The sequence below is a fragment of the Nostoc sp. PCC 9305 genome (assembly GCF_963920915.1).
Lineage (GTDB): Bacteria > Cyanobacteriota > Cyanobacteriia > Cyanobacteriales > Nostocaceae > Nostoc.
In genome coordinates, this window is sequence record NZ_CAWUDN010000023.1 from 17080 (window position 1) to 34617 (window position 17538).

At 41.8% G+C, this 17538-nt stretch carries 19 protein-coding genes and 1 pseudogene; 13 read left to right on the top strand and 7 right to left on the bottom strand.

Annotated features, from left to right (window positions below):
• Positions 1-52: 52 nt before the first annotated feature.
• A complete protein-coding gene (locus ACM0OX_RS10960; protein ID WP_414514901.1) occupies positions 53-310 on the bottom strand; it encodes a DUF4926 domain-containing protein in 258 nt (85 codons plus the stop codon).
• A gap of 128 nt (positions 311-438) precedes the next feature.
• Here ACM0OX_RS10960 and ACM0OX_RS10965 point away from each other — a divergent pair, with 128 nt between their 5' ends.
• From ACM0OX_RS10965 to ACM0OX_RS10985, 5 genes are all read left to right on the top strand, one after another.
• On the top strand, positions 439-1908 hold the full coding sequence (locus tag ACM0OX_RS10965) for an aminotransferase class I/II-fold pyridoxal phosphate-dependent enzyme (protein ID WP_414514902.1): 1470 nt from the start codon (positions 439-441) through the stop codon (positions 1906-1908).
• A gap of 192 nt (positions 1909-2100) precedes the next feature.
• A complete protein-coding gene (locus ACM0OX_RS10970; RefSeq protein WP_414514903.1) occupies positions 2101-3084 on the top strand; it encodes a choice-of-anchor A family protein in 984 nt (327 codons plus the stop codon).
• Between the two features lie 135 nt (positions 3085-3219).
• The gene (locus ACM0OX_RS10975) at positions 3220-4239 is read left to right on the top strand and encodes an ATP-binding cassette domain-containing protein (protein WP_094352455.1); all 1020 of its coding nucleotides are present in this window, start codon (positions 3220-3222) and stop codon (positions 4237-4239) included.
• 126 nt (positions 4240-4365) lie between these two features.
• Positions 4366-5253 carry an ABC transporter permease gene (locus tag ACM0OX_RS10980; RefSeq protein ID WP_414514904.1) on the top strand — a complete coding sequence of 296 codons (888 nt, stop codon included), beginning with the start codon at positions 4366-4368 and terminating at the stop codon, positions 5251-5253.
• Positions 5254-5292: 39 nt separating this feature from the next.
• Entirely contained in the window at positions 5293-5691 is a 399-nt protein-coding gene (locus tag ACM0OX_RS10985; protein WP_414514905.1) for a hypothetical protein, read from the top strand.
• 65 nt (positions 5692-5756) lie between these two features.
• On the opposite strand, the gene ACM0OX_RS10990 is transcribed toward ACM0OX_RS10985, so the two are convergent.
• Positions 5757-6197, bottom strand: coding sequence for a peroxiredoxin (locus ACM0OX_RS10990; RefSeq protein WP_099101976.1), 441 nt, complete (start codon positions 6195-6197; stop codon positions 5757-5759).
• A gap of 194 nt (positions 6198-6391) precedes the next feature.
• Between ACM0OX_RS10990 and ACM0OX_RS10995 the strand changes: the two genes are divergently transcribed.
• The 5 genes and pseudogenes from ACM0OX_RS10995 to ACM0OX_RS11015 all read left to right on the top strand — a co-directional run.
• Positions 6392-6796, top strand: a complete 405-nt coding sequence (locus ACM0OX_RS10995) for an Npun_F0494 family protein (RefSeq protein WP_335007361.1) — start codon at positions 6392-6394, stop codon at positions 6794-6796.
• A 292-nt stretch (positions 6797-7088) separates the two neighbouring features.
• Complete coding sequence (gene cobQ, locus ACM0OX_RS11000) at positions 7089-8573, top strand: cobyric acid synthase CobQ (protein WP_414514906.1); 1485 nt, start codon at positions 7089-7091, stop codon at positions 8571-8573.
• Positions 8574-8659: 86 nt separating this feature from the next.
• Entirely contained in the window at positions 8660-8896 is a 237-nt protein-coding gene (locus ACM0OX_RS11005; protein WP_414514907.1) for a 2Fe-2S iron-sulfur cluster-binding protein, read from the top strand.
• A 150-nt stretch (positions 8897-9046) separates the two neighbouring features.
• Positions 9047-9169, top strand: coding sequence for a hypothetical protein (locus ACM0OX_RS11010; RefSeq protein ID WP_414514908.1), 123 nt, complete (start codon positions 9047-9049; stop codon positions 9167-9169).
• An 82-nt stretch (positions 9170-9251) separates the two neighbouring features.
• A pseudogene (locus tag ACM0OX_RS11015) lies at positions 9252-9455 on the top strand (type II toxin-antitoxin system HicB family antitoxin); the annotation flags it as partial.
• A 692-nt stretch (positions 9456-10147) separates the two neighbouring features.
• On the opposite strand, the gene ACM0OX_RS11020 reads toward ACM0OX_RS11015, so the two are convergent.
• The 4 genes from ACM0OX_RS11020 to ACM0OX_RS11035 all read right to left on the bottom strand — a co-directional run bounded on the left by ACM0OX_RS11020 (position 10148) and on the right by ACM0OX_RS11035 (position 14814).
• A complete protein-coding gene (locus ACM0OX_RS11020) occupies positions 10148-10591 on the bottom strand; it encodes an SRPBCC family protein (RefSeq protein ID WP_322701381.1) in 444 nt (147 codons plus the stop codon).
• A 42-nt stretch (positions 10592-10633) separates the two neighbouring features.
• Complete coding sequence (zds, locus tag ACM0OX_RS11025; protein WP_414514909.1) at positions 10634-12073, bottom strand: 9,9'-di-cis-zeta-carotene desaturase; 1440 nt, start codon at positions 12071-12073, stop codon at positions 10634-10636.
• A 277-nt stretch (positions 12074-12350) separates the two neighbouring features.
• Positions 12351-12527 (bottom strand): CopG family transcriptional regulator, encoded by a 177-nt coding sequence (locus ACM0OX_RS11030; RefSeq protein ID WP_292740687.1) that lies wholly within the window; start codon positions 12525-12527, stop codon positions 12351-12353.
• 655 nt (positions 12528-13182) lie between these two features.
• Positions 13183-14814 carry a DUF6930 domain-containing protein gene (locus ACM0OX_RS11035; RefSeq protein ID WP_414514910.1) on the bottom strand — a complete coding sequence of 544 codons (1632 nt, stop codon included), beginning with the start codon at positions 14812-14814 and terminating at the stop codon, positions 13183-13185.
• Positions 14815-15133: 319 nt separating this feature from the next.
• Between ACM0OX_RS11035 and ACM0OX_RS11040 the strand changes: the two genes are divergently transcribed.
• From ACM0OX_RS11040 to ACM0OX_RS11050, 3 genes are all read left to right on the top strand, one after another.
• Positions 15134-15490: an iron-sulfur cluster assembly accessory protein gene (locus tag ACM0OX_RS11040; RefSeq protein ID WP_104908912.1), complete on the top strand. Its 357-nt coding sequence runs from the start codon at positions 15134-15136 to the stop codon at positions 15488-15490.
• 86 nt (positions 15491-15576) lie between these two features.
• Complete coding sequence (locus tag ACM0OX_RS11045; protein WP_322674253.1) at positions 15577-15999, top strand: hypothetical protein; 423 nt, start codon at positions 15577-15579, stop codon at positions 15997-15999.
• Positions 16000-16192: 193 nt separating this feature from the next.
• Positions 16193-16438 (top strand): hypothetical protein, encoded by a 246-nt coding sequence (locus tag ACM0OX_RS11050; RefSeq protein ID WP_094352470.1) that lies wholly within the window; start codon positions 16193-16195, stop codon positions 16436-16438.
• Between the two features lie 120 nt (positions 16439-16558).
• On the opposite strand, the gene ACM0OX_RS11055 is transcribed toward ACM0OX_RS11050, so the two are convergent.
• Complete coding sequence (locus tag ACM0OX_RS11055; protein WP_414514911.1) at positions 16559-17479, bottom strand: TIGR01777 family oxidoreductase; 921 nt, start codon at positions 17477-17479, stop codon at positions 16559-16561.
• Positions 17480-17538: the final 59 nt, after the last annotated feature.

Below are 17538 nucleotides of genomic sequence, written 5' to 3' on the forward strand. Positions count from 1 at the left end.
CTACACAGGACTTAAGGATTTTAACGCAAGCATAAGTATTCTGTATAAAAATTTAGGCAATTGCCAAATCATAATGTAAAACTAAGATTTCATCTGCTCTCAAAGTCGCCATTGCATATTCAGAGCCTTGGGTATCAGCAAACTCGACTAAATAATGATATTCTTCTTGCTCATACACTTCTACAATTGTCCCAACTTGTCCGCTGGGTAAGCTTTCGATAGAAGTATAATTTTCTTCCACTAATTGTAATCTCTCAATGGGAATAGGCTTGAGTGTGGCAATAGTATCCAAAAGTTTAACTTTTTTCATTTAACTTCAGAAATGCAGTAATCAAACGTGGATAAAGATTATTAGCAGTAGCTTTGGGTAATTTCATGGTCTATGAATATGCCCTAACAGATTTCAATTTTTATCATTAACGGTTCGTTTTTCCAAAAATGCTCAATCAAAACCAAATACCTTTATTAGATGCCTTAAAAGCTAATGCAGCAAGACCTCACGCGCCTTTTTACACCCCAGGACATAAACTAGGTGAGGGAATTTCTCAACCCTTGGCTGACTTACTTGGTAAAGCCGTCTTTCGCGCTGATTTAACCGAATTAGCAGATTTAGATAATCTCTTTGCACCCCAAGGCGTTATTCAAGAAGCACAACAACTGGCGGCTGAGGCGTTTGGTGCTTCGCAAACATGGTTCCTTGTCAATGGTTCTACCTGTGGAATTGAAGCGGCAATTCTCGCTACCTGTGGCACAGGCGATAAAATTATTCTGCCTCGCAATGTGCATTCTTCTGCGATCGCAGGTTTAATTCTCTCTGGTGCAATACCCATTTTTCTCAATCCTGAATACGATCCAGTTTTAGATATTGCCCACAGCATCACACCCAACGCTGTAGCATCTGCACTCCAACAACATCCAGACGCTAAAGCAGTGTTGACAGTTTACCCAACATATTACGGCGTTTGTGGAGATTTGAGTGCGATCGCCAATATCACACATCAATACAATATCCCTCTACTTGTAGATGAAGCACACGGCGCACACTTTGCCTTTCATCCCGAATTACCTACTCCAGCTTTAGCCGCAGGTGCAGATTTAACTGTACAATCTACCCACAAGGTACTCGGCGCAATGACACAGGCATCGATGCTGCACGTTCAAGGTAATAGGATAGATTGCGATCGCATCAGTAAAGCTTTACAACTCGTACAGTCTACCAGTCCTAGTTATTTACTTTTAGCTTCTTTAGATGCAGCGCGTCAGCAAATGGCACTCCACGGAAAAATGCTGATGTCTCGCACTTTGCAACTTGCTGAAGAAGCGAGAACCAAAATCAGTCAAATTCCTGGATTATCAGTTTTGGAAATGCCTCATTTGGGGGGATCTCCCGGCTTTGTAACTTTAGACAAAACGCGACTAACTGTCACTGTTTCTGGTTTAGGTTTAACCGGATTTGAAGCAGATGAGATTCTCGATGAAAAATTAGGTGTTACTGCTGAATTCGCCTCACTACAACATCTCACCTTTATTATTAGTTTGGGCAACACTCCAGCCGATATTGAACAATTAGTGCAAGGTTTCACCTCCCTCGCCAAAGAATATCGACGAAGCAACTTGACTGTTAAAAACCAGGTTTGGCTAAATCTAGACAGAACACTAAATTATGCTTTACAACTTTCTCCGCGTGAAGCTTTTTTTGCTGTTAGTGAGATACTACCTTTGACACAAACCAATAAACGCATATGTGCTGAAATCGTTTGTCCCTATCCTCCAGGAATTCCTGTGTTAATGCCGGGAGAAGCCATCACCAAATTAGTCCTTGAATACCTACAACAAATCCAGGCTATGGGGGGATTTATCAGCGGTTGCAATGACATTAGCCTCAAAAGTTTGAAAGTTGTGAAATAACGTTATAACTATTGAATTCTTCATAAAAGTCTAATTGATGAAGTCAATAGTAAATGTGCGGTTTTTCAGATGAGTTAGGGAAAAATATACAGTATTTATACCAATGTGAAACTTCAATAAAAATAGCTAGTAGACTAGTGCAATCTTTGATTTATACCCATAGGATCGTCTTGATGATTCCTAAACTATAAGATGAAATCAAAAACCTATTATATTTGGGGGCAAGTAGCAGCTCCGATTGTATTCACTCTAGCGCTGGGTTTCTCAGCAAAAGCGAATGCAGTTGAGTTAGGCGCTGCCTCTGATTACAATGTATTTGTTTTGGGAGATATCTCTCAAAAATATACAGATATCGAAGGAAAAGTTGCTGCTGGCGGTAACATAAATTTCGTCGGCGGACTTGGAAGCAAACTTTCTGGTAATAGCGGCAACGTAGTAGTCGCTGGACAGAATTTAACTTTAAGCAACGGTCAAGTCTACCACGGTAATGCTGTCTATGGAGGCAGCGCCAATGTATCCAGCAATGTGGGATTTCCCCAAGGAACTCTCAGCCAAGGTAATCCCATCGACTTCAATGAAGCTGGGAAACAACTTCGAGGGTTATCTGAATATTTGGCAACCTTGACTCCTACTGGTAATACAACAGTTCAACCTTGGGGTGCTATTAACCTTAGTGGCAGTGGTACTGCTTTCAATGTTTTTAACCTTGCAGGCTCATCTGTCTCTAAGACCAACTATTTTGAAATTAAAGGGGATGCAAATTCAACTATCGTTGTCAATATCAGCGGTAAGGATGTGTCACTACAAAACTTTGGATTTAATATCATTGGCGCAGATAAACAAAAAGTAATCTACAACTTCTATGAAGCGACAAACTTAACTGCTAGTGGAATTGGCATCCAAGGTAGTATTCTTGCGCCTTTGGCTAATTTCAATTTCAATAACGGTCAAGTTAACGGCAATGTAGTGGTAGCTTCTTTGACAGGAAATGGTGAGTCTCACAACTATCTATTTAATGGCGATCTGCCAGATGTCCCAACAAAGTACTACAATCCGCCTAAGCCTCCCACTCGTGTTCAGGTTCCAGAGCCTGCAAATCTTTCAGCTTTAGGATTAATTGCTGTAGTATTTGGTTTGTTTCGCTACAAACGCAATCAAACAACTTGTTTAGAATAATTAAAAATTTTTGGCAGCATAGCGCATGACGCGAATTTGTTTACAGATTTTCGCTCATGCGCTATTTCCTTGCTCTCTACCTTCTACAATAAAGATAGACTTTATTGAGATTTGTATAGTTGGGGATCGGCTGTCATGGCTCCCGCCGTTTTCATTCAAAATTTGCAAAAGCGCTACGGTACAGTGGTTGCCGTCCAGGATGTTTCCTTTCAGGTAGAACCAGGAGAAATTTTTGGTTTACTTGGCCCCAATGGTGCTGGGAAAACTACTACCTTGCGTGCTTTGTGTACGCTGACCACACCGGATGCTGGCAAAATCGAAGTATCTGGCATCTCTGTATTAGATAATCCCAGAGTTGCAAGACAACGACTAGGCTATGTAGCTCAGGAAGTCGCTATAGATAAGGTGTTGACTGGAAAAGAACTGCTGCAATTGCAAGCAGCACTTTATCACCTTCCAGGCGCAGTAGCCAAACAGCGTATTGAAACGGTATTAGACTTACTCGGTTTGCAAGAATACGCCAACAAAAAGACAGGAACCTACTCAGGCGGTTTACGCAAGCGCCTAGACTTGGCTGCTGGATTGCTCCATGCACCGGATGTTTTGGTATTAGACGAGCCAACTGTAGGACTTGACATAGAAACCCGTTTTGTGGTATGGGATTTCCTCAGAAAATTACGCGCCTCTGGGACGACGGTAGTAATTACCAGCCATTATTTAGAAGAAATTGACGCTTTAGCCGATCGCGTGGCAATTATAGATCGCGGCGTTGTAATTGCCAGTGGTACACCTTCGCAATTGAAAGATCAAGTAGGGGGCGATCGCATCACCTTGCGAATCCGCGAATTTTCCCCCATTGAGGAAGCTGAAAAAGCTAAAAACCTCCTGAAACCTTTACCCTTTGTCCAAGAAGTTATCATCAACAGCGCTCAAGGTAATTCACTCAACTTAGTAGTAACACCTCAAAATGATGTTCTCATTAACATACAGCAAGCGCTGAATACTGCGGGTTTGCCCATATTTGGCATCGCCCAATCTCGCCCCAGCCTCGATGACGTTTATCTGGCTGCCACAGGACGCACCTTATTGGATGCAGAACTGGCAGCCGTCGCCACCCGCGATCCCAAAGCTGAGAAGAAGCAGAATATGAGATAGGGAATGGGGAGTTAAGAAGGGAATAGGTGACAGGTTACAGGGTACAGATTATTCCCTGTCACCTGTCACCTCTCCCCTAATCCCAATCTCCAATCTAAAATCCAAAATCTAAAATCCAAAATTACTATGAGTGTTACTCCTAAATCTGATATCAATTGGCAGCCGCTAGCATCCCCACAAGCAGATGCTAATACTGCACCTAACTTTTTCGGTGAATTGGTACAAGAGACGTTGGCTTTAACTCGTCGCTTGTTTATTCAGTTGCAACGCCGTCCCTCGTCTTTAGTTGCTGGAATTATTCAGCCAGTAATGTGGTTAGTGCTATTTGGTGCTTTGTTCCAAAATGCTCCCAAGGGCATATTTGGCAATACAACAAATTACGGTCAATTTTTGGCTGCTGGCATCATTGTGTTTACAGCCTTTGCTGGGGCGCTAAATGCTGGTTTACCAGTGATGTTTGACCGCGAATTCGGCTTTTTGAATCGTTTGCTGGTAGCACCGTTAGCATCGCGGTTTTCCATTGTCTTTGCCTCAGCAATCTTTATCATCAGCCAAAGTTTGTTGCAAGCAGCGGTGATTGTAGCAGCAGCGGCATTTTTGGGGGCTGGACTACCCGATGTAGCGGGTTTAAGTGCGATCGCTCTAATTGTCTTACTCTTAGCTTTGGGTGTAACAGCCATCTCCCTCGGTTTAGCTTTTGCTTTACCCGGACACATTGAATTGATTGCAGTGATTTTCGTCACTAACCTACCACTATTGTTTGCGAGTACAGCTTTAGCACCTCTATCCTTCATGCCTCAGTGGTTGCAGATTGTGGCTACTTTGAATCCTCTCAGCTATGCGATTGAACCAATTCGCTATCTCTATTTCCACAGTAATTGGGAACTAAGTAGTGTAGTGATGCAAGCTCCTTGGGGCGATGTTACCTTTGGGGGAGCATTGCTGGTGTTGTTTGGCTTTGCCCTAGTCGCCTTAGTGAGTATTCAACCCCAACTGCGGCGGACTCTGGCTTAAAAAGATAGAATAGATAAATTTTAGGTAGGGTCAAAACCCATGAAAAAACCATTTTTACAAATTACTAGATTCTTTGTAGCTACAGCAGCAGGAATTAGCTTTGCTTCCTTGCTCATGGCTCAACCAAGTTCCGCTCAAGTCAGCAGCCCAGCGGATGCTTTCCCCAGCAATAGTACAACAGACCAAAATACCGATCCTTTCGCCCGTTCCAACTCAGACAATTTCAATATGTTCGATCTGATTCATCGAGCAAACTTCGGCACTCTCAACTGGGATTCTAACCAACAGAACGAAGAACTAAACTCAGCAGCAGCAGCCTTTAAAGCAAGGCAACAAAAACTAATTCAAGGTCAACAACAGCAACCAACCCTCAGTTTGCCAACGGTTACACAACCATCAGTTGCGCCGCCATTGATTACACCACCATCAGGTAACTGAATCAAACAAAGAACCCCAAGCCTCTAGAGGCTTGGGGCTAAGACTATTGAAAAAATCCTGAATTATCAGATCAGCCCAAGTGCAGCTAAAACATCGCTAGCATGGGTGGTGGTATTTACAGCACTGTCAACATGGGTAATTTTGCCGCTGGGGTCAATTACGTAAGTGACGCGCTTGGCATAACCGCCGCCATCCACATCAAAAGCTTTGATTAGGGATTTGTCACTGTCAGCCAGTAGGGGAAAATTCAAATTATATTTTTGGGTGAATGCTTGATGGGAGACTTCATCATCTGCACTGACTCCCAAGATGACAATATCTTTACCTTGATATTGAGACTGGGCATCCCGAAAACTACAGGCTTGTTTGGTGCAGCCTGGCGTGTCATCTTTGGGGTAAAAATACAAAACAACCGTCTTTCCGGCAAAATCAGATAGCGAGACTGTGTTGCCGTTTGTATCTTTGGCGGTAAATGCAGGTGCATCCGTACCAACTGCTAGAGGCATAATTAACCTTTCCTGTTTCAGATTGTTGATGCACTTGAAATTTTACATTAATTTATAATGTTTAAATATAATTACTAAAAAATAGGATAAATACACTTTAGGTAACTAATTTTGGTTTAATCGGGTATTCGGTACAAGAAAAAATATATTCTTAAATTAATCTTTGTTAGAAAAAAAATTTATAGCAATACACAATGGCTGTTGTTGATTCCCAAAACCCAAATATTTTTGTCTATCCTCAAAGCACAGTAGAAAGAGCCGAGCGATCGCTAGTGTGTTCGCCTTTTAATGTATCTTTATTTGAAGTGATGGGCCACCAGAGTGTATCAGTAACTGCGATCGCTCTGGAAAATGGACTCAAGCAGGGCTATACTAAACGCCCTTTATCAGAATTAGCCTGTGATGACGCTTTGGGCTGGTTGATTCAAGTAGGTGTATTGCGCCGAGAAGTCGATGGTCAGGGAATTACAGATAGTTTTCGTCTCACTCCCTTGGGACGCCAGTTAGTAGAACAATACCAGGGGAAAAATTGGCGTACTCCTTCATGGCGCGATCGTTTCTATGATGCAGTGATTCGTTGGTTACGGATACCTTTTTAGAATAAAAAATCCAAGAGTTAGGATTAAGGAATCAAAGGGAACAATATACACGGAAACATCATATCTATTCATGAAGTCTTTACCATAACCATCTAACTGCAAGTTGTGATGGTTATAGTGGGCATTGGGTACAAGAGGCAGAGGTGCAGAGGGGAAAGACTTGCTACTACTTAATCCTCTGCTCCCCTGCTTACTCATCTCCCCGGTAACTGAGCGTAGCCGAAGTGCTGCTCCTTTGTTGTTCGCTCCTAAAAATTAACTCTGTATCTTGAAAAACTAAGTGATAGCAACTATGAAATCAATTATGGTAGTGGGGACAACATCCCATGCAGGGAAATCACTTTTAACTACAGCTATTTGTCGCATTCTGTCGCGGCGTGGTTGGCGAGTGGCTCCCTTTAAAGGTCAAAATATGGCTTTAAATGCTTATGTCACTGCCAGTGGTGGAGAAATTGGCTATGCTCAAGCAGTGCAAGCTTGGGCTGCGGGAGTCGTGCCTTGGGTAGAAATGAACCCAATTTTACTCAAACCCCAAGGGGATATGACTTCTCAAGTAATTATTAAAGGTAGGTCTGTAGGTAAAGTGAGTGCCTCAGATTACTACGAGCAATATTTTGAATTGGGGTGGCGGACAATTGAAGAATCGCTACAGCATTTAGGAACAGAATTTGACTTGGTGGTTTGTGAAGGTGCTGGTAGTCCAGCAGAGATTAACCTCAAGCACCGCGACTTAACTAATATGCGGGTGGCAAAATATTTAAATGCACCAACTATGTTAGTAGTTGATATTGACCGGGGTGGTGCTTTTGCGCATGTGGTAGGCACTCTAGAGTTATTGGAACCAGATGAACGCGCCTTAATTAAAGGTATAGTAATTAATAAGTTTCGAGGGCAGCGATCGCTCTTAGATCCGGGGATAAAATGGTTAGAAGAACGCACAGGTATCCCCGTTATCGGTGTTATACCTTACTTGCAAGAAATGTTTCCAGCAGAAGATTCTCTTGACCTGCTAGAGCGTCAATCGTCCACGAATAAAGCCCAAACTGACCTCAACATTGCCGTTATCCGCTTACCAAGAATTGCCAATTTCACCGACTTTGACCCACTGGAATCAGAAAGTACAGTTTCAATTAAATACTTAAGTCCTAAGCAAGATTTAGGACATCCTGATGCCGTGATTATCCCAGGTACAAAGACCACAATTGCTGACTTGCTACTGCTGCAAAAAAGTGGTATGGCAGAAGCTATTCAAAACTATGCTGCTTCTGGGGGAACGGTTTTAGGTATCTGCGGTGGCTATCAAATGCTCGGTCAAATCATCGCCGACCCCGAAGGGATAGAGGGACAAGCTGGCAGATTTCAAGGGTTAAATCTTTTACCAATCAGAACTGTTATTACAGGGCAAAAAATCGCCCGCCAGCGCCAAGTTAGCTCAAATTATCCCCAACAAGGCTTGCCAGTTAATGGCTTTGAAATCCATCAAGGGCGATCGCGCATCGAACAGCAAGGCATAGATCCCCAATCGTACCATGCCCTATTTGATGATATTAATTTAGGGTTAGTGGATAGTTGTCAATCAGTCTGGGGAAGTTACCTGCACGGGCTTTTTGACAATGGCCCTTGGCGACGCGCTTGGTTAAATCGCCTCCGTCAACAGCGGGGTTTAAAATCTTTGCCTACCGGTGTTGCTAACTATCGAGAACAGCGAGAGCAGATTTTAGACTCTCTAGCCATTGAAGTTGAAAGCCATTTAGACTTAAGCCTGTTTTTGTCTTAAGCTAAAATTCCTTGAAATGTCATTAGTCATTTGCAAAGGACAAAGGACAACTGATAAATGACAACTCTATTAAATGCGTAACATTGATGATAGTTCGTGTCCGTTTTTTACCAGATGATGTCACAGTAGATGCCGAAGTGGGAGAAGCCCTCTTAGATGTAGCAGACCGGGCTGGGGTATTTATTCCCACCGGTTGTCTCATGGGGTCTTGTCACGCTTGCACCGTCGAATTAGAGGATGGAGAGATCGTTCGCGCTTGTATTAGCGGAGTACCGCCACGCGAGGAATTGACAATTAATTTGTTTAGCGACCCAACTTGGTAATGTCGCCCCTGTTATTGACAAGGGCTAGTATAGTAAACAAGTCAATGCATAAACAAAAATCTAATCAATGATTAGATTTTTTGGATAGACAGCAAGGAAACTTTGAACGATTGTTTCTTACTGTGGCGATTGCATTTTTTAAGAAAATTAATGCCTAAAAAAATTTGGGAACTGAAGCAAATGCTTTCCCAAGTAGGTTTTACAGAAGTCCCAGGAAAAGGAAATCATACTAACTGGGTGCATCCCCTCTATAGTGGAAAAATCACGATTTAAGGCAAAGACGGAGCAGATGTTAAACGCTACCAAGAGAAGGAAGTGAAACAGGCAATTGAGGAAGTAGAAGGAAAAGAAAAGGATGAGTAAGCTTAAGTACCAAATGATTATTCAGTGGTCTGATGAAGATGATTGCTTCTTAGTAGGATTCCCTGATTTTCCAGGACAACGCTGGCGGACTCATGGAGATACTTACGAGTTAGCTGTGGCAAATGGGATTGAAGCCTTAGAGTCTCTAATTATTGCGTATGAGGCTGTAGGTGATCCACTTCCAGAACCAACAGTAGAAACAAACGAACAAAAGCAAAATCAAATTAATGAAATTTATCATGCGATAGGAGAATTCGTTGTTGAATTTGAACATATATGTTTTGCAGTTCAAACAACTTCTATATTTTTACTTCAGAAAAATGGTTTAAACAATCAAAATATTGCACGACTTTTTCTATATAAAGAAACAGCTGGTCATCTTAAAGAGAAATTTAAAGATTTAATCTATATATCAGGATTTTTTGATCAAGAAGAATTAGGAATTATTACAAATATTTTAGAGATGTTTCAAAAATTAATAGACGAACGAAATCATATTATACATGGTACATGGTTTATTGGTTCTAATCATTCAGACATAAATGATTATGCAGCTGCTGAAAGATTAAAACTGCACAAACATAAAGATGGTTTTGTAGCTAAAACTTTTATCAATAAACTTGATGATTTTAGATACCTAACTGAAGAAGCAAGAATATTATCCTCAATTTTTACCGTAATTAGTATACCTTTTATAGTTGATAATAAATCACTTAGTATCAAGAATTTACTTGATGTGAATGACGGATTGATCTCAGTAAAAGAAGGTATTAGTGTTGAAAGACCTTGGACTGATAACTCCTAAATCGCTGTAAATTTCCTAACTCTTCTTAGGCAGTAAGAAATAAAATACTCAATATTCCTACTGCCTATTTTCGATATCTAATATCAATTAGCTTTAACATTCAGCGCGTATTCTTTAAACCTTTCCAAGTCAGCTTGAATAGTTGATTCAACTATCCGCCCTAAAAACAAGTTATCCATAATTTTGCCAAGAATGCCGGGGATAGCATAGGAAATAGTCATTTTCACAATGCTACTATTGTGGCGATCGTAAAAGCGAATCGCTCCCTGATTCGGCAAACCATCAACCGATTCCCATTGGATAATTTGGTTAGGAATAACTTTGAGAATTCGAGATTGCCAATTAAATTCTAGACTGCCAGTTTTTAATTTCCAAAGAGATATATCTGGATTATCTGGCGGAATCTTCACTGAATCAATCCACTTCATCCATCGAGGCATTTGCTCCAAATCAGACCAGAGGCTCCATACTAAATCTATGGGAGCCTCTACTTCTACCTGCACAGTATGCTCTAACCAGTCTGACATCTCTACTTCTTCCTTTGCGCTCTTTGCGCTCTTTGCGGTTCGTTATCTCTTGAAACTCTCCAAAATCACTTTTGCCGCCCGCCGTCCAGAAATAGTAGCACCTTCCATGCTGTCGATGTAGTCTTGCTGAGTATAACTGCCGGCAAGGAAGAAATTATCTACTGGTGTTTTTTGGTTGGGACGGTATGCATCCATCCCTGGCGCTTCTCGGTAGAGAGACTGAGCAAGCTTTACAACACTGTACCAAGTCATATTTAGCTCCCGCGACGAGGGAAACAGTTCATGGACTTGCTTGAGAACATGTTGTGCGATCGCTTCATTGCTTTGGGCAATAAACGGATCTCCCGGTGTCAGCACTAGCTGTAACAATGAACCCTGTCCTGGGCGATAATAATCAGCAGGGCTAGTCAACGCCAAATCCGCAAAACAAGAAAAGTCAGCATCGGCTGTGTAAAGTAAATTATCGATTCCAGCCGCATGGTTTAGCTGTTTGCGTTGCTCTCCATCGTTCAGTTCTGTTACCCAACCATCAAAGCGTAACTGCACTGTAGCCACTGGCACTGCATCCAGTTTGTAAATATTGTCAAATTCTGACCACTTACGCCACTCGTGGGGTAGGATGCGTTGAATTCCTGGAACATCACAGGCAAAAACATAAGCATCAGCTGCGATCGTTTCTACTGCATCACCTTGGGCAACTACTATACCTGTGACACGGGTTTGTTCGGCTGACTCAGCAAACTGAATTTCCCGAACTTGTCGGCGCGTGTAAACTTTGGTGCCTCTAGCTTCCAGGTATTCCAGAATCGGCTTGTGTAAATATTCAGATGGAGAACCTTCTAGCATTCGCAAAACTGAAGCCTCAGTTCTAACTGCAAATAGCTGAAATATGGTCAACATACAACGGGCAGACATATTTTCGCAATCAATAAATCCCAATGCGTAAGCAATGGGGTTCCACATCCGCTTGATGCTGCCATTACTTCCACCATGACTGCGAAACCAATCGGCAAAGCTAACTTTATCTAAATTGCGGATAGTTTTCATCGCCCCATTAAAGTCTACCAATCCGCGAACTATCGGACTAGTACCCAAAGCGATCGCATTTTGCAATTTATCCTGCAACGATAGTTGGGAAGTTGTGAAAAATGCCTTTAAGCCATTGAAAGGCGCACCTGTAATAAAACGAAAATCCAAAGCACCAGTGCGCCCCCCTTTATTAATAAAAGTGTGGGTATGTTCCTTGAGGCGTAAGTTTTCTAACACCCCCACTTTTTTCATTAAGTCAAATAGTTGGTAGTAGCACCCGAAAAATACATGCAACCCCATTTCTAGGTGGTTGCCATCTCCATCAACCCAACTGCCAACTTTACCACCGACAAACGGGCGAGACTCAAAAATCTCTATTTCACAACCAGCATCAGCTAAATCTACTGCGGTTGCTAGCCCAGCCAGTCCCGCACCTACGATTGCAACACGCATTCCGTCGTTCCTTTTCAGTTTCTTTACAGATTGTAACTGGGTTGGTGTCGGAATTTGCTACTTAATATCAACTCCAGCAGCATATTAAGGCTTGCCAATATCGATACTAAAACTTCTTTGATTACTTTTTTTAGTCCCGGTAAATGACCAGACGCGATAAAAACGCGTCTGTATCATCTAGACAAACTTTTGTCCATAGCGACGGACTCTCAAAAGTATCAGAGATATTTTTTTGTTGGCAAAGCTATTTTCTGGATAATGTTGTGAAATTAACTTCTTAGTTGTTTGTATCTTTGCTGTCGTCGGAGACAGGTAAACTTCTAATCAGTTCACGAATCACATCAGTTGCAGGTCTACCTGTTTGTTGGCAATATTTTTCTAGTTTTTCCGCTTCCTGCGTTGCGAGATTAACTGTTATGCGTTTAACGGCCCATTTTTTATTTGTCATTATCATGCTATCTGCTGTATATTTAGCTGGTCGAAAGAGTCTAAATTAATGAGGGAACCGATAAGGTTATCAGAGTTTGTCTCAGGAAACAAGTAATACCAATATTGATATATAACAAGATGCTAAACTCAAAAACTTGTTAAAAAAAAAGATTCCAATATCTAAGTGCATCAGTTAGCTTTGATTCAAGTAGTCTTTGTAGATAAATTTTTGTTTTTTTGTAGTTATTTATACTTACAAGATTTAGATAAAATAACTAGAAAACTATGAAAATACAGGTACTTCATGAAATTTAGGTAAAGTGAAAATCCTAAGTCCTGTTTACTTCCCTGAAACAGTTACTCCTTAATTCAGAATTCTGAATTAAGGAGTAAAACACTCTTTATATCTGGGTCACAGACTTAGCTTGTGTATCTCACTTTCCTTGAAATCTGCTGTAAATGATGCGCCTTTACTTCAATCCCCACGTTTTACTATCGGGTAAGACAGTATTCAGCACTGGTCAATCAACATCCCGTTGGTAAAGAGAAGAGGGGTAAACGTTAAAAGGCAAAGCCTTCCCATTTTCCCCTCTCAAATGCAGTTTTAGTCAATCAAATACACATCAACTTAATTTCTCATACCGATAATTTGAGATTGAGGATTGCGGCAGTTCATGCAATTACTCAAATTTAAGTTGGGGCATAAGTTGGAGAGTGCCAATACCTAAATCTTTAGGTGAAAGCGATCGCCCTTCAAACAAAGCCATCATATCTCGTAACTGTGGATTGCCACGGGAGGCTCCCGTTAGTCCTTTGGCAATGATTAAGCCACAGTAGCCTTTAGTATTTTTACACCGCTGATTCCATTTTTTTCGGGCTTCGACATGAATCGGATCTTCATCTAAAAATTCACCGAATAGGAACAATTCGCCATTTTGAGTTTGCAATAAACCTAGGTCGTAGCGATCGCCATCAAAAGGATCGGCACCTGGATTAAAGCAAATTGCTCTCAGTCCCCCTGTTGCTTCAATTCTTTCAATTACAGTCTTTGCCTTGGGGCGTGAGGTTTGAATTAAAATCACCGGCAAACCGTCACCCACTTGTTTGATTTCACTAGCCTGGTGGTAGCTGACTCCCTTTCGCAGAGAATCCAACATTTCCCAGGACACTACACCTAAGCTGAGGAAGGAATCTTCTGGTATCAAGTCATCTCGCAATGATTGAAAATCAACGTTGTCAATCTCCTCGTCATCAATACCAAAGCCTGCCATTTCCTCTAATTCTGCTGCTAACTGCGGCATGGTAGAGACTGTCACAGGCACTGATTTAGTTGATTCTTCCGACTGCGGTAGAGAAATGCGATAGCGACGGCTGAGGGTAGGGAAGATGTCCTCATGAAGTTGGCGACGGTGATCGCGAATAAAGCGGCTCAGGCTTTCGATCGCAACCAAGATTACCAATGCCTCTTCGTCATACAAAACAGACCGTAGTCCTTCTAAAGGATGGATATTACCAAAAGTAGGGTCAATTTCTGATAATGGCAAATCTGCCAAATCATCTTCTTCATCGTCATCTTCATCGGTTTCGTCAACGCTCTCAAAAGTGAGAAACAGGCAATCTTGCTTAAGGAACGCTTCTTCTAGATGCTCTGTTGATTCTTCATCCGTTAAAACTGCGGCGCGAAATTGTTTTAAAGACTCTTCTGAGCGATAAAACAAAATCCCATACTCCATTCCCAGCATTCCCATAACTGAGGCGTAGAGTGTGCCAACATCCCACTTATTAATCTCGATTGACAAAATTTGCTGTTCTTCCAAAAATTCCCAAGGTGCTGCTTGCCAAATTGCAAATGCTTTCTCTCGCAAGATTTGTGCATACTGTGGCGGTAAGTCGGGGGTTTGACTATCGAGGATATCGGCGAATCCACGAAATAGTTCGTCAATTAAAGGCAGTTCTGGTGCATAGTCAATGGCGATATCCAAATCTTGCAGCACTCCCCGCAGGTAAAATTGGATCTCGCGGTCTTTGACTACAATTCTTTGGGGTCTAGCAGGCCTTGCCGGACTTTGAGGATGTTCCATAGCTTGCATTAAGGTGCGAACTATTGCTTCTGGGCCAATATCTGAAGCTACCACGTCCATTCCTCGAACAACACCTTGGGAGTAATCTACCCAAAGAATGCATTCTCCCTTTGCCTCTGAGTCTGACAGATGGTTTGGTGATGACAACGGACGGCGATCGCCCTCCCATACAGAAGGAATTTGAGTTAATTTCTTCAACCGACGACTGGTAGAGCGATTAAAACTTGTCATAGAGATCAAAAGAAGCAATTTGGAAGTAAACTTTGGGGGCTAGCTAGCCTCTGATTAAATTTTTATGGCTGCACCTGAAGGGTGGTTGCTTCTGTTGCTGCCGCAAGGCTTGAATTTTAAGAATACCGAATGTATGAACACACTGAGTCTCTCAATTCTAGAATAGAAATCTTTGGCTACTTTTGACGGAGTGTTTACAATTTGGCATCTAGCAACATCTAAGCCGCTAGAATGAATACAAAAACACCAAGAGCAACCCAGAAGCATTAACAAGCCGATATAGGGTAACGCTTATACTAATTAAGGAGTTGAAAAGCAGATGACACAAGCAATTCAGGCTCAACAACGCGGAATTCTGTTGAGCGAAGCCGCATTGCACCAGGTCAAATCCCTCCGAGACAAGCAAGGCACAGATTTCTGCTTACGGGTAGGAGTACGTCAGGGTGGCTGTTCTGGGATGTCTTATATGATGGATTTTGAAGATACCAGCAAGATCGCTCCTGATGATGAAGTTTTTGACTATGATGGCTTCAAAATTGTCAGCGATCGCAAGAGTTTGTTATATCTCTACGGTTTAATGCTCGATTACAGCGATGCCATGATTGGCGGTGGTTTCCAATTCACTAACCCCAATGCTAATCAAACTTGTGGTTGCGGCAAGTCATTTGGGGTGTAATATTGTCAGTTGTCATTTGTCCCTGGTTATTGGACGAAAGACAAATGACAATTGACCAATGACTCATGACTCATGATTAATTTACTATGACTCAAACAGTTGAATCCCTGTTTGATACAGGTTTAGAACGCTATAAAGCAGGAGAATCAGCAGAATCTTTAATCCCTGTATTTAAAGAAGTGTGCGATCGCGCTCCTAAAACCAGTGCAGCTTGGGTTTGTTTAGCGTGGTTGTATCTACTCGATAACAAACCCAATTTGGCTTACAAAGCTGGACAGAAGGCAGTCAAGTTAAATCCCCAAGATCCCCAGGCTAGAATCAATCTCGCCTTAGCAATGCTGGAAACAAAGCAAAAAGGTTTGCGGGAACACATCGACATAGCACAACAGTTGATTTTTGTCAACGAAGAATGGAGTGATGAAATAAAAAATAGTATTGAGGACGGTTTAAGTAGAAAACCAGATTGGCAAAGTTTGACAAAAGTCAAAAATTGGCTGTTTGAAAAGTAAAAGATGGGGAGTGGGGAGAAATCAATTAAAAATTAAAAATTAAAAATTAAAAATTGAAGAACTCCTCCTTCTTGTTTCCCAATGGCTAATAAAACTCTTGGAGAAGCTGCGCCAACTACTCCTTTCTACTTAAGCTCAAGGCAAGTCCTCAGTACAAGTGCCCAATGCCCAATGCCCAATTCCCAATCTAATCATGAAAGATAAATTGTTAAATTGGCTAAACATGGTTTTAGTCGCCGATGTTTTTTTGGTTTTGTTTGGCTTTGGCTGGTTAGCGATCGCTGCGATCGGTGATGCCGCCGGAGTAAACCTGGGGTTGGATTTGTGGCATCAACTGTGGCAACCCTTGTTTAACCCCGCAATTGGCATTCTCATGGGCGGTGCCATTCTCAGCGGTATTATCAGTTGGGTTTCCAAAAAATTTCTTTCTAGTCAATAGTCAAAGAATAAGGCATGAGGCAATTCAATTTTGGATTTTGGATTTGAGATTTTGGATTAAATTTCAATCTAAAATCCAAAATCTCAAATCTAAAATTCTTACTCCCCACTCCCTTTGAATCTATGTAAGAATTTGTGTTAATGCCGATTGCAAATTAGGATATTTGTACTCAAAACCTGTTTGCACAGTGCGTTTCGGGATAACTTGCTGACCTTCTAAAACTACTATTGCCCCGTCTCCTAAAAGAGCTTCGATCGCAAAAGCAGGAACAGGCAACCAAGAAGGGCGATTCATCACTTGTCCCAAAGCTTGGCTTAAATCTGCCATTCGGACTGGGTTAGGGGCAGTGGCATTATATACACCTTCTATTTCCGGTTTAGTTAAAGCTTGCAGAATCAGGTTAACTAAATCGTCTACGTGAATCCATGAGAACCACTGCCGACCACTGCCAATAGGCCCGCCAGCGAAGAGTTTGAAAGGTGGAATCATTTTACCTAAAGCGCCACCATTGCCCAAGACAATCCCAAAACGCAGAATTACCAGTCGTACACCAGCATCTTTTACTTTTCTCGCTTCAGCTTCCCACGCTTGGCAGACTTGGGCAAGAAAATCGTTACCAGATTGACTGGTTTCATCAAAGGTAGTCGTTTCACTGGTGCCGTAGTAGCCAATAGCCGAAGCGTTAATTAACACAGATGGTTGAGGGTTAGCGTTGGCTATTGCTTCAACTATTTTTTGTGTACCTAACTTTCGGCTATTGAGGATTTCTTGTTTCCGTTCTGGTGTCCAGCGTCCTTCACCAATAGGTTCTCCTGCCAAATTAACTACGCCATCACAATTAGCGATGACACTTTGCCAAGAACCAGATGCATTTGGTGTATAGGCAACAATTTCTACATTAGGGAAAGCCTCAGAGGGAAAAACCTTTTGAGCAAAAGTGGTATTCCGAGTTAATACTACTGTTTTATGACCTTCCCCTTGTAATCGTTGTACCAAACGACTACCGACAAATCCTGTTGCCCCAGTAATTGCGACTTTCATTTTCTACCTCAGCCAAACCTTTATTGTAAAGTTTTTGATCAAACTTTCAGCTTACCAAA

Coding starts and splice junctions, on each gene's coding strand:
- ACM0OX_RS10975 (WP_094352455.1), top strand. CDS start 3,220: ATGGCTCCCGCCGTTTTCATTCAAAATTTGCAAAAGCGCTACGGTACA.
- ACM0OX_RS10990 (WP_099101976.1), bottom strand. CDS start 6,197: ATGCCTCTAGCAGTTGGTACGGATGCACCTGCATTTACCGCCAAAGAT.
- ACM0OX_RS11030 (WP_292740687.1), bottom strand. CDS start 12,527: ATGATAATGACAAATAAAAAATGGGCCGTTAAACGCATAACAGTTAAT.
- ACM0OX_RS10965 (WP_414514902.1), top strand. CDS start 439: ATGCTCAATCAAAACCAAATACCTTTATTAGATGCCTTAAAAGCTAAT.
- ACM0OX_RS11045 (WP_322674253.1), top strand. CDS start 15,577: ATGACTCAAACAGTTGAATCCCTGTTTGATACAGGTTTAGAACGCTAT.
- ACM0OX_RS11010 (WP_414514908.1), top strand. CDS start 9,047: ATGCCTAAAAAAATTTGGGAACTGAAGCAAATGCTTTCCCAAGTAGGT.
- ACM0OX_RS10980 (WP_414514904.1), top strand. CDS start 4,366: ATGAGTGTTACTCCTAAATCTGATATCAATTGGCAGCCGCTAGCATCC.
- ACM0OX_RS10995 (WP_335007361.1), top strand. CDS start 6,392: ATGGCTGTTGTTGATTCCCAAAACCCAAATATTTTTGTCTATCCTCAA.
- cobQ (WP_414514906.1), top strand. CDS start 7,089: ATGAAATCAATTATGGTAGTGGGGACAACATCCCATGCAGGGAAATCA.
- ACM0OX_RS10970 (WP_414514903.1), top strand. CDS start 2,101: ATGAAATCAAAAACCTATTATATTTGGGGGCAAGTAGCAGCTCCGATT.
- ACM0OX_RS11040 (WP_104908912.1), top strand. CDS start 15,134: ATGACACAAGCAATTCAGGCTCAACAACGCGGAATTCTGTTGAGCGAA.
- ACM0OX_RS11050 (WP_094352470.1), top strand. CDS start 16,193: ATGAAAGATAAATTGTTAAATTGGCTAAACATGGTTTTAGTCGCCGAT.
- ACM0OX_RS11035 (WP_414514910.1), bottom strand. CDS start 14,814: ATGACAAGTTTTAATCGCTCTACCAGTCGTCGGTTGAAGAAATTAACT.
- zds (WP_414514909.1), bottom strand. CDS start 12,073: ATGCGTGTTGCAATCGTAGGTGCGGGACTGGCTGGGCTAGCAACCGCA.
- ACM0OX_RS11055 (WP_414514911.1), bottom strand. CDS start 17,479: ATGAAAGTCGCAATTACTGGGGCAACAGGATTTGTCGGTAGTCGTTTG.
- ACM0OX_RS10985 (WP_414514905.1), top strand. CDS start 5,293: ATGAAAAAACCATTTTTACAAATTACTAGATTCTTTGTAGCTACAGCA.
- ACM0OX_RS11005 (WP_414514907.1), top strand. CDS start 8,660: ATGATAGTTCGTGTCCGTTTTTTACCAGATGATGTCACAGTAGATGCC.
- ACM0OX_RS10960 (WP_414514901.1), bottom strand. CDS start 310: ATGAAAAAAGTTAAACTTTTGGATACTATTGCCACACTCAAGCCTATT.
- ACM0OX_RS11020 (WP_322701381.1), bottom strand. CDS start 10,591: ATGTCAGACTGGTTAGAGCATACTGTGCAGGTAGAAGTAGAGGCTCCC.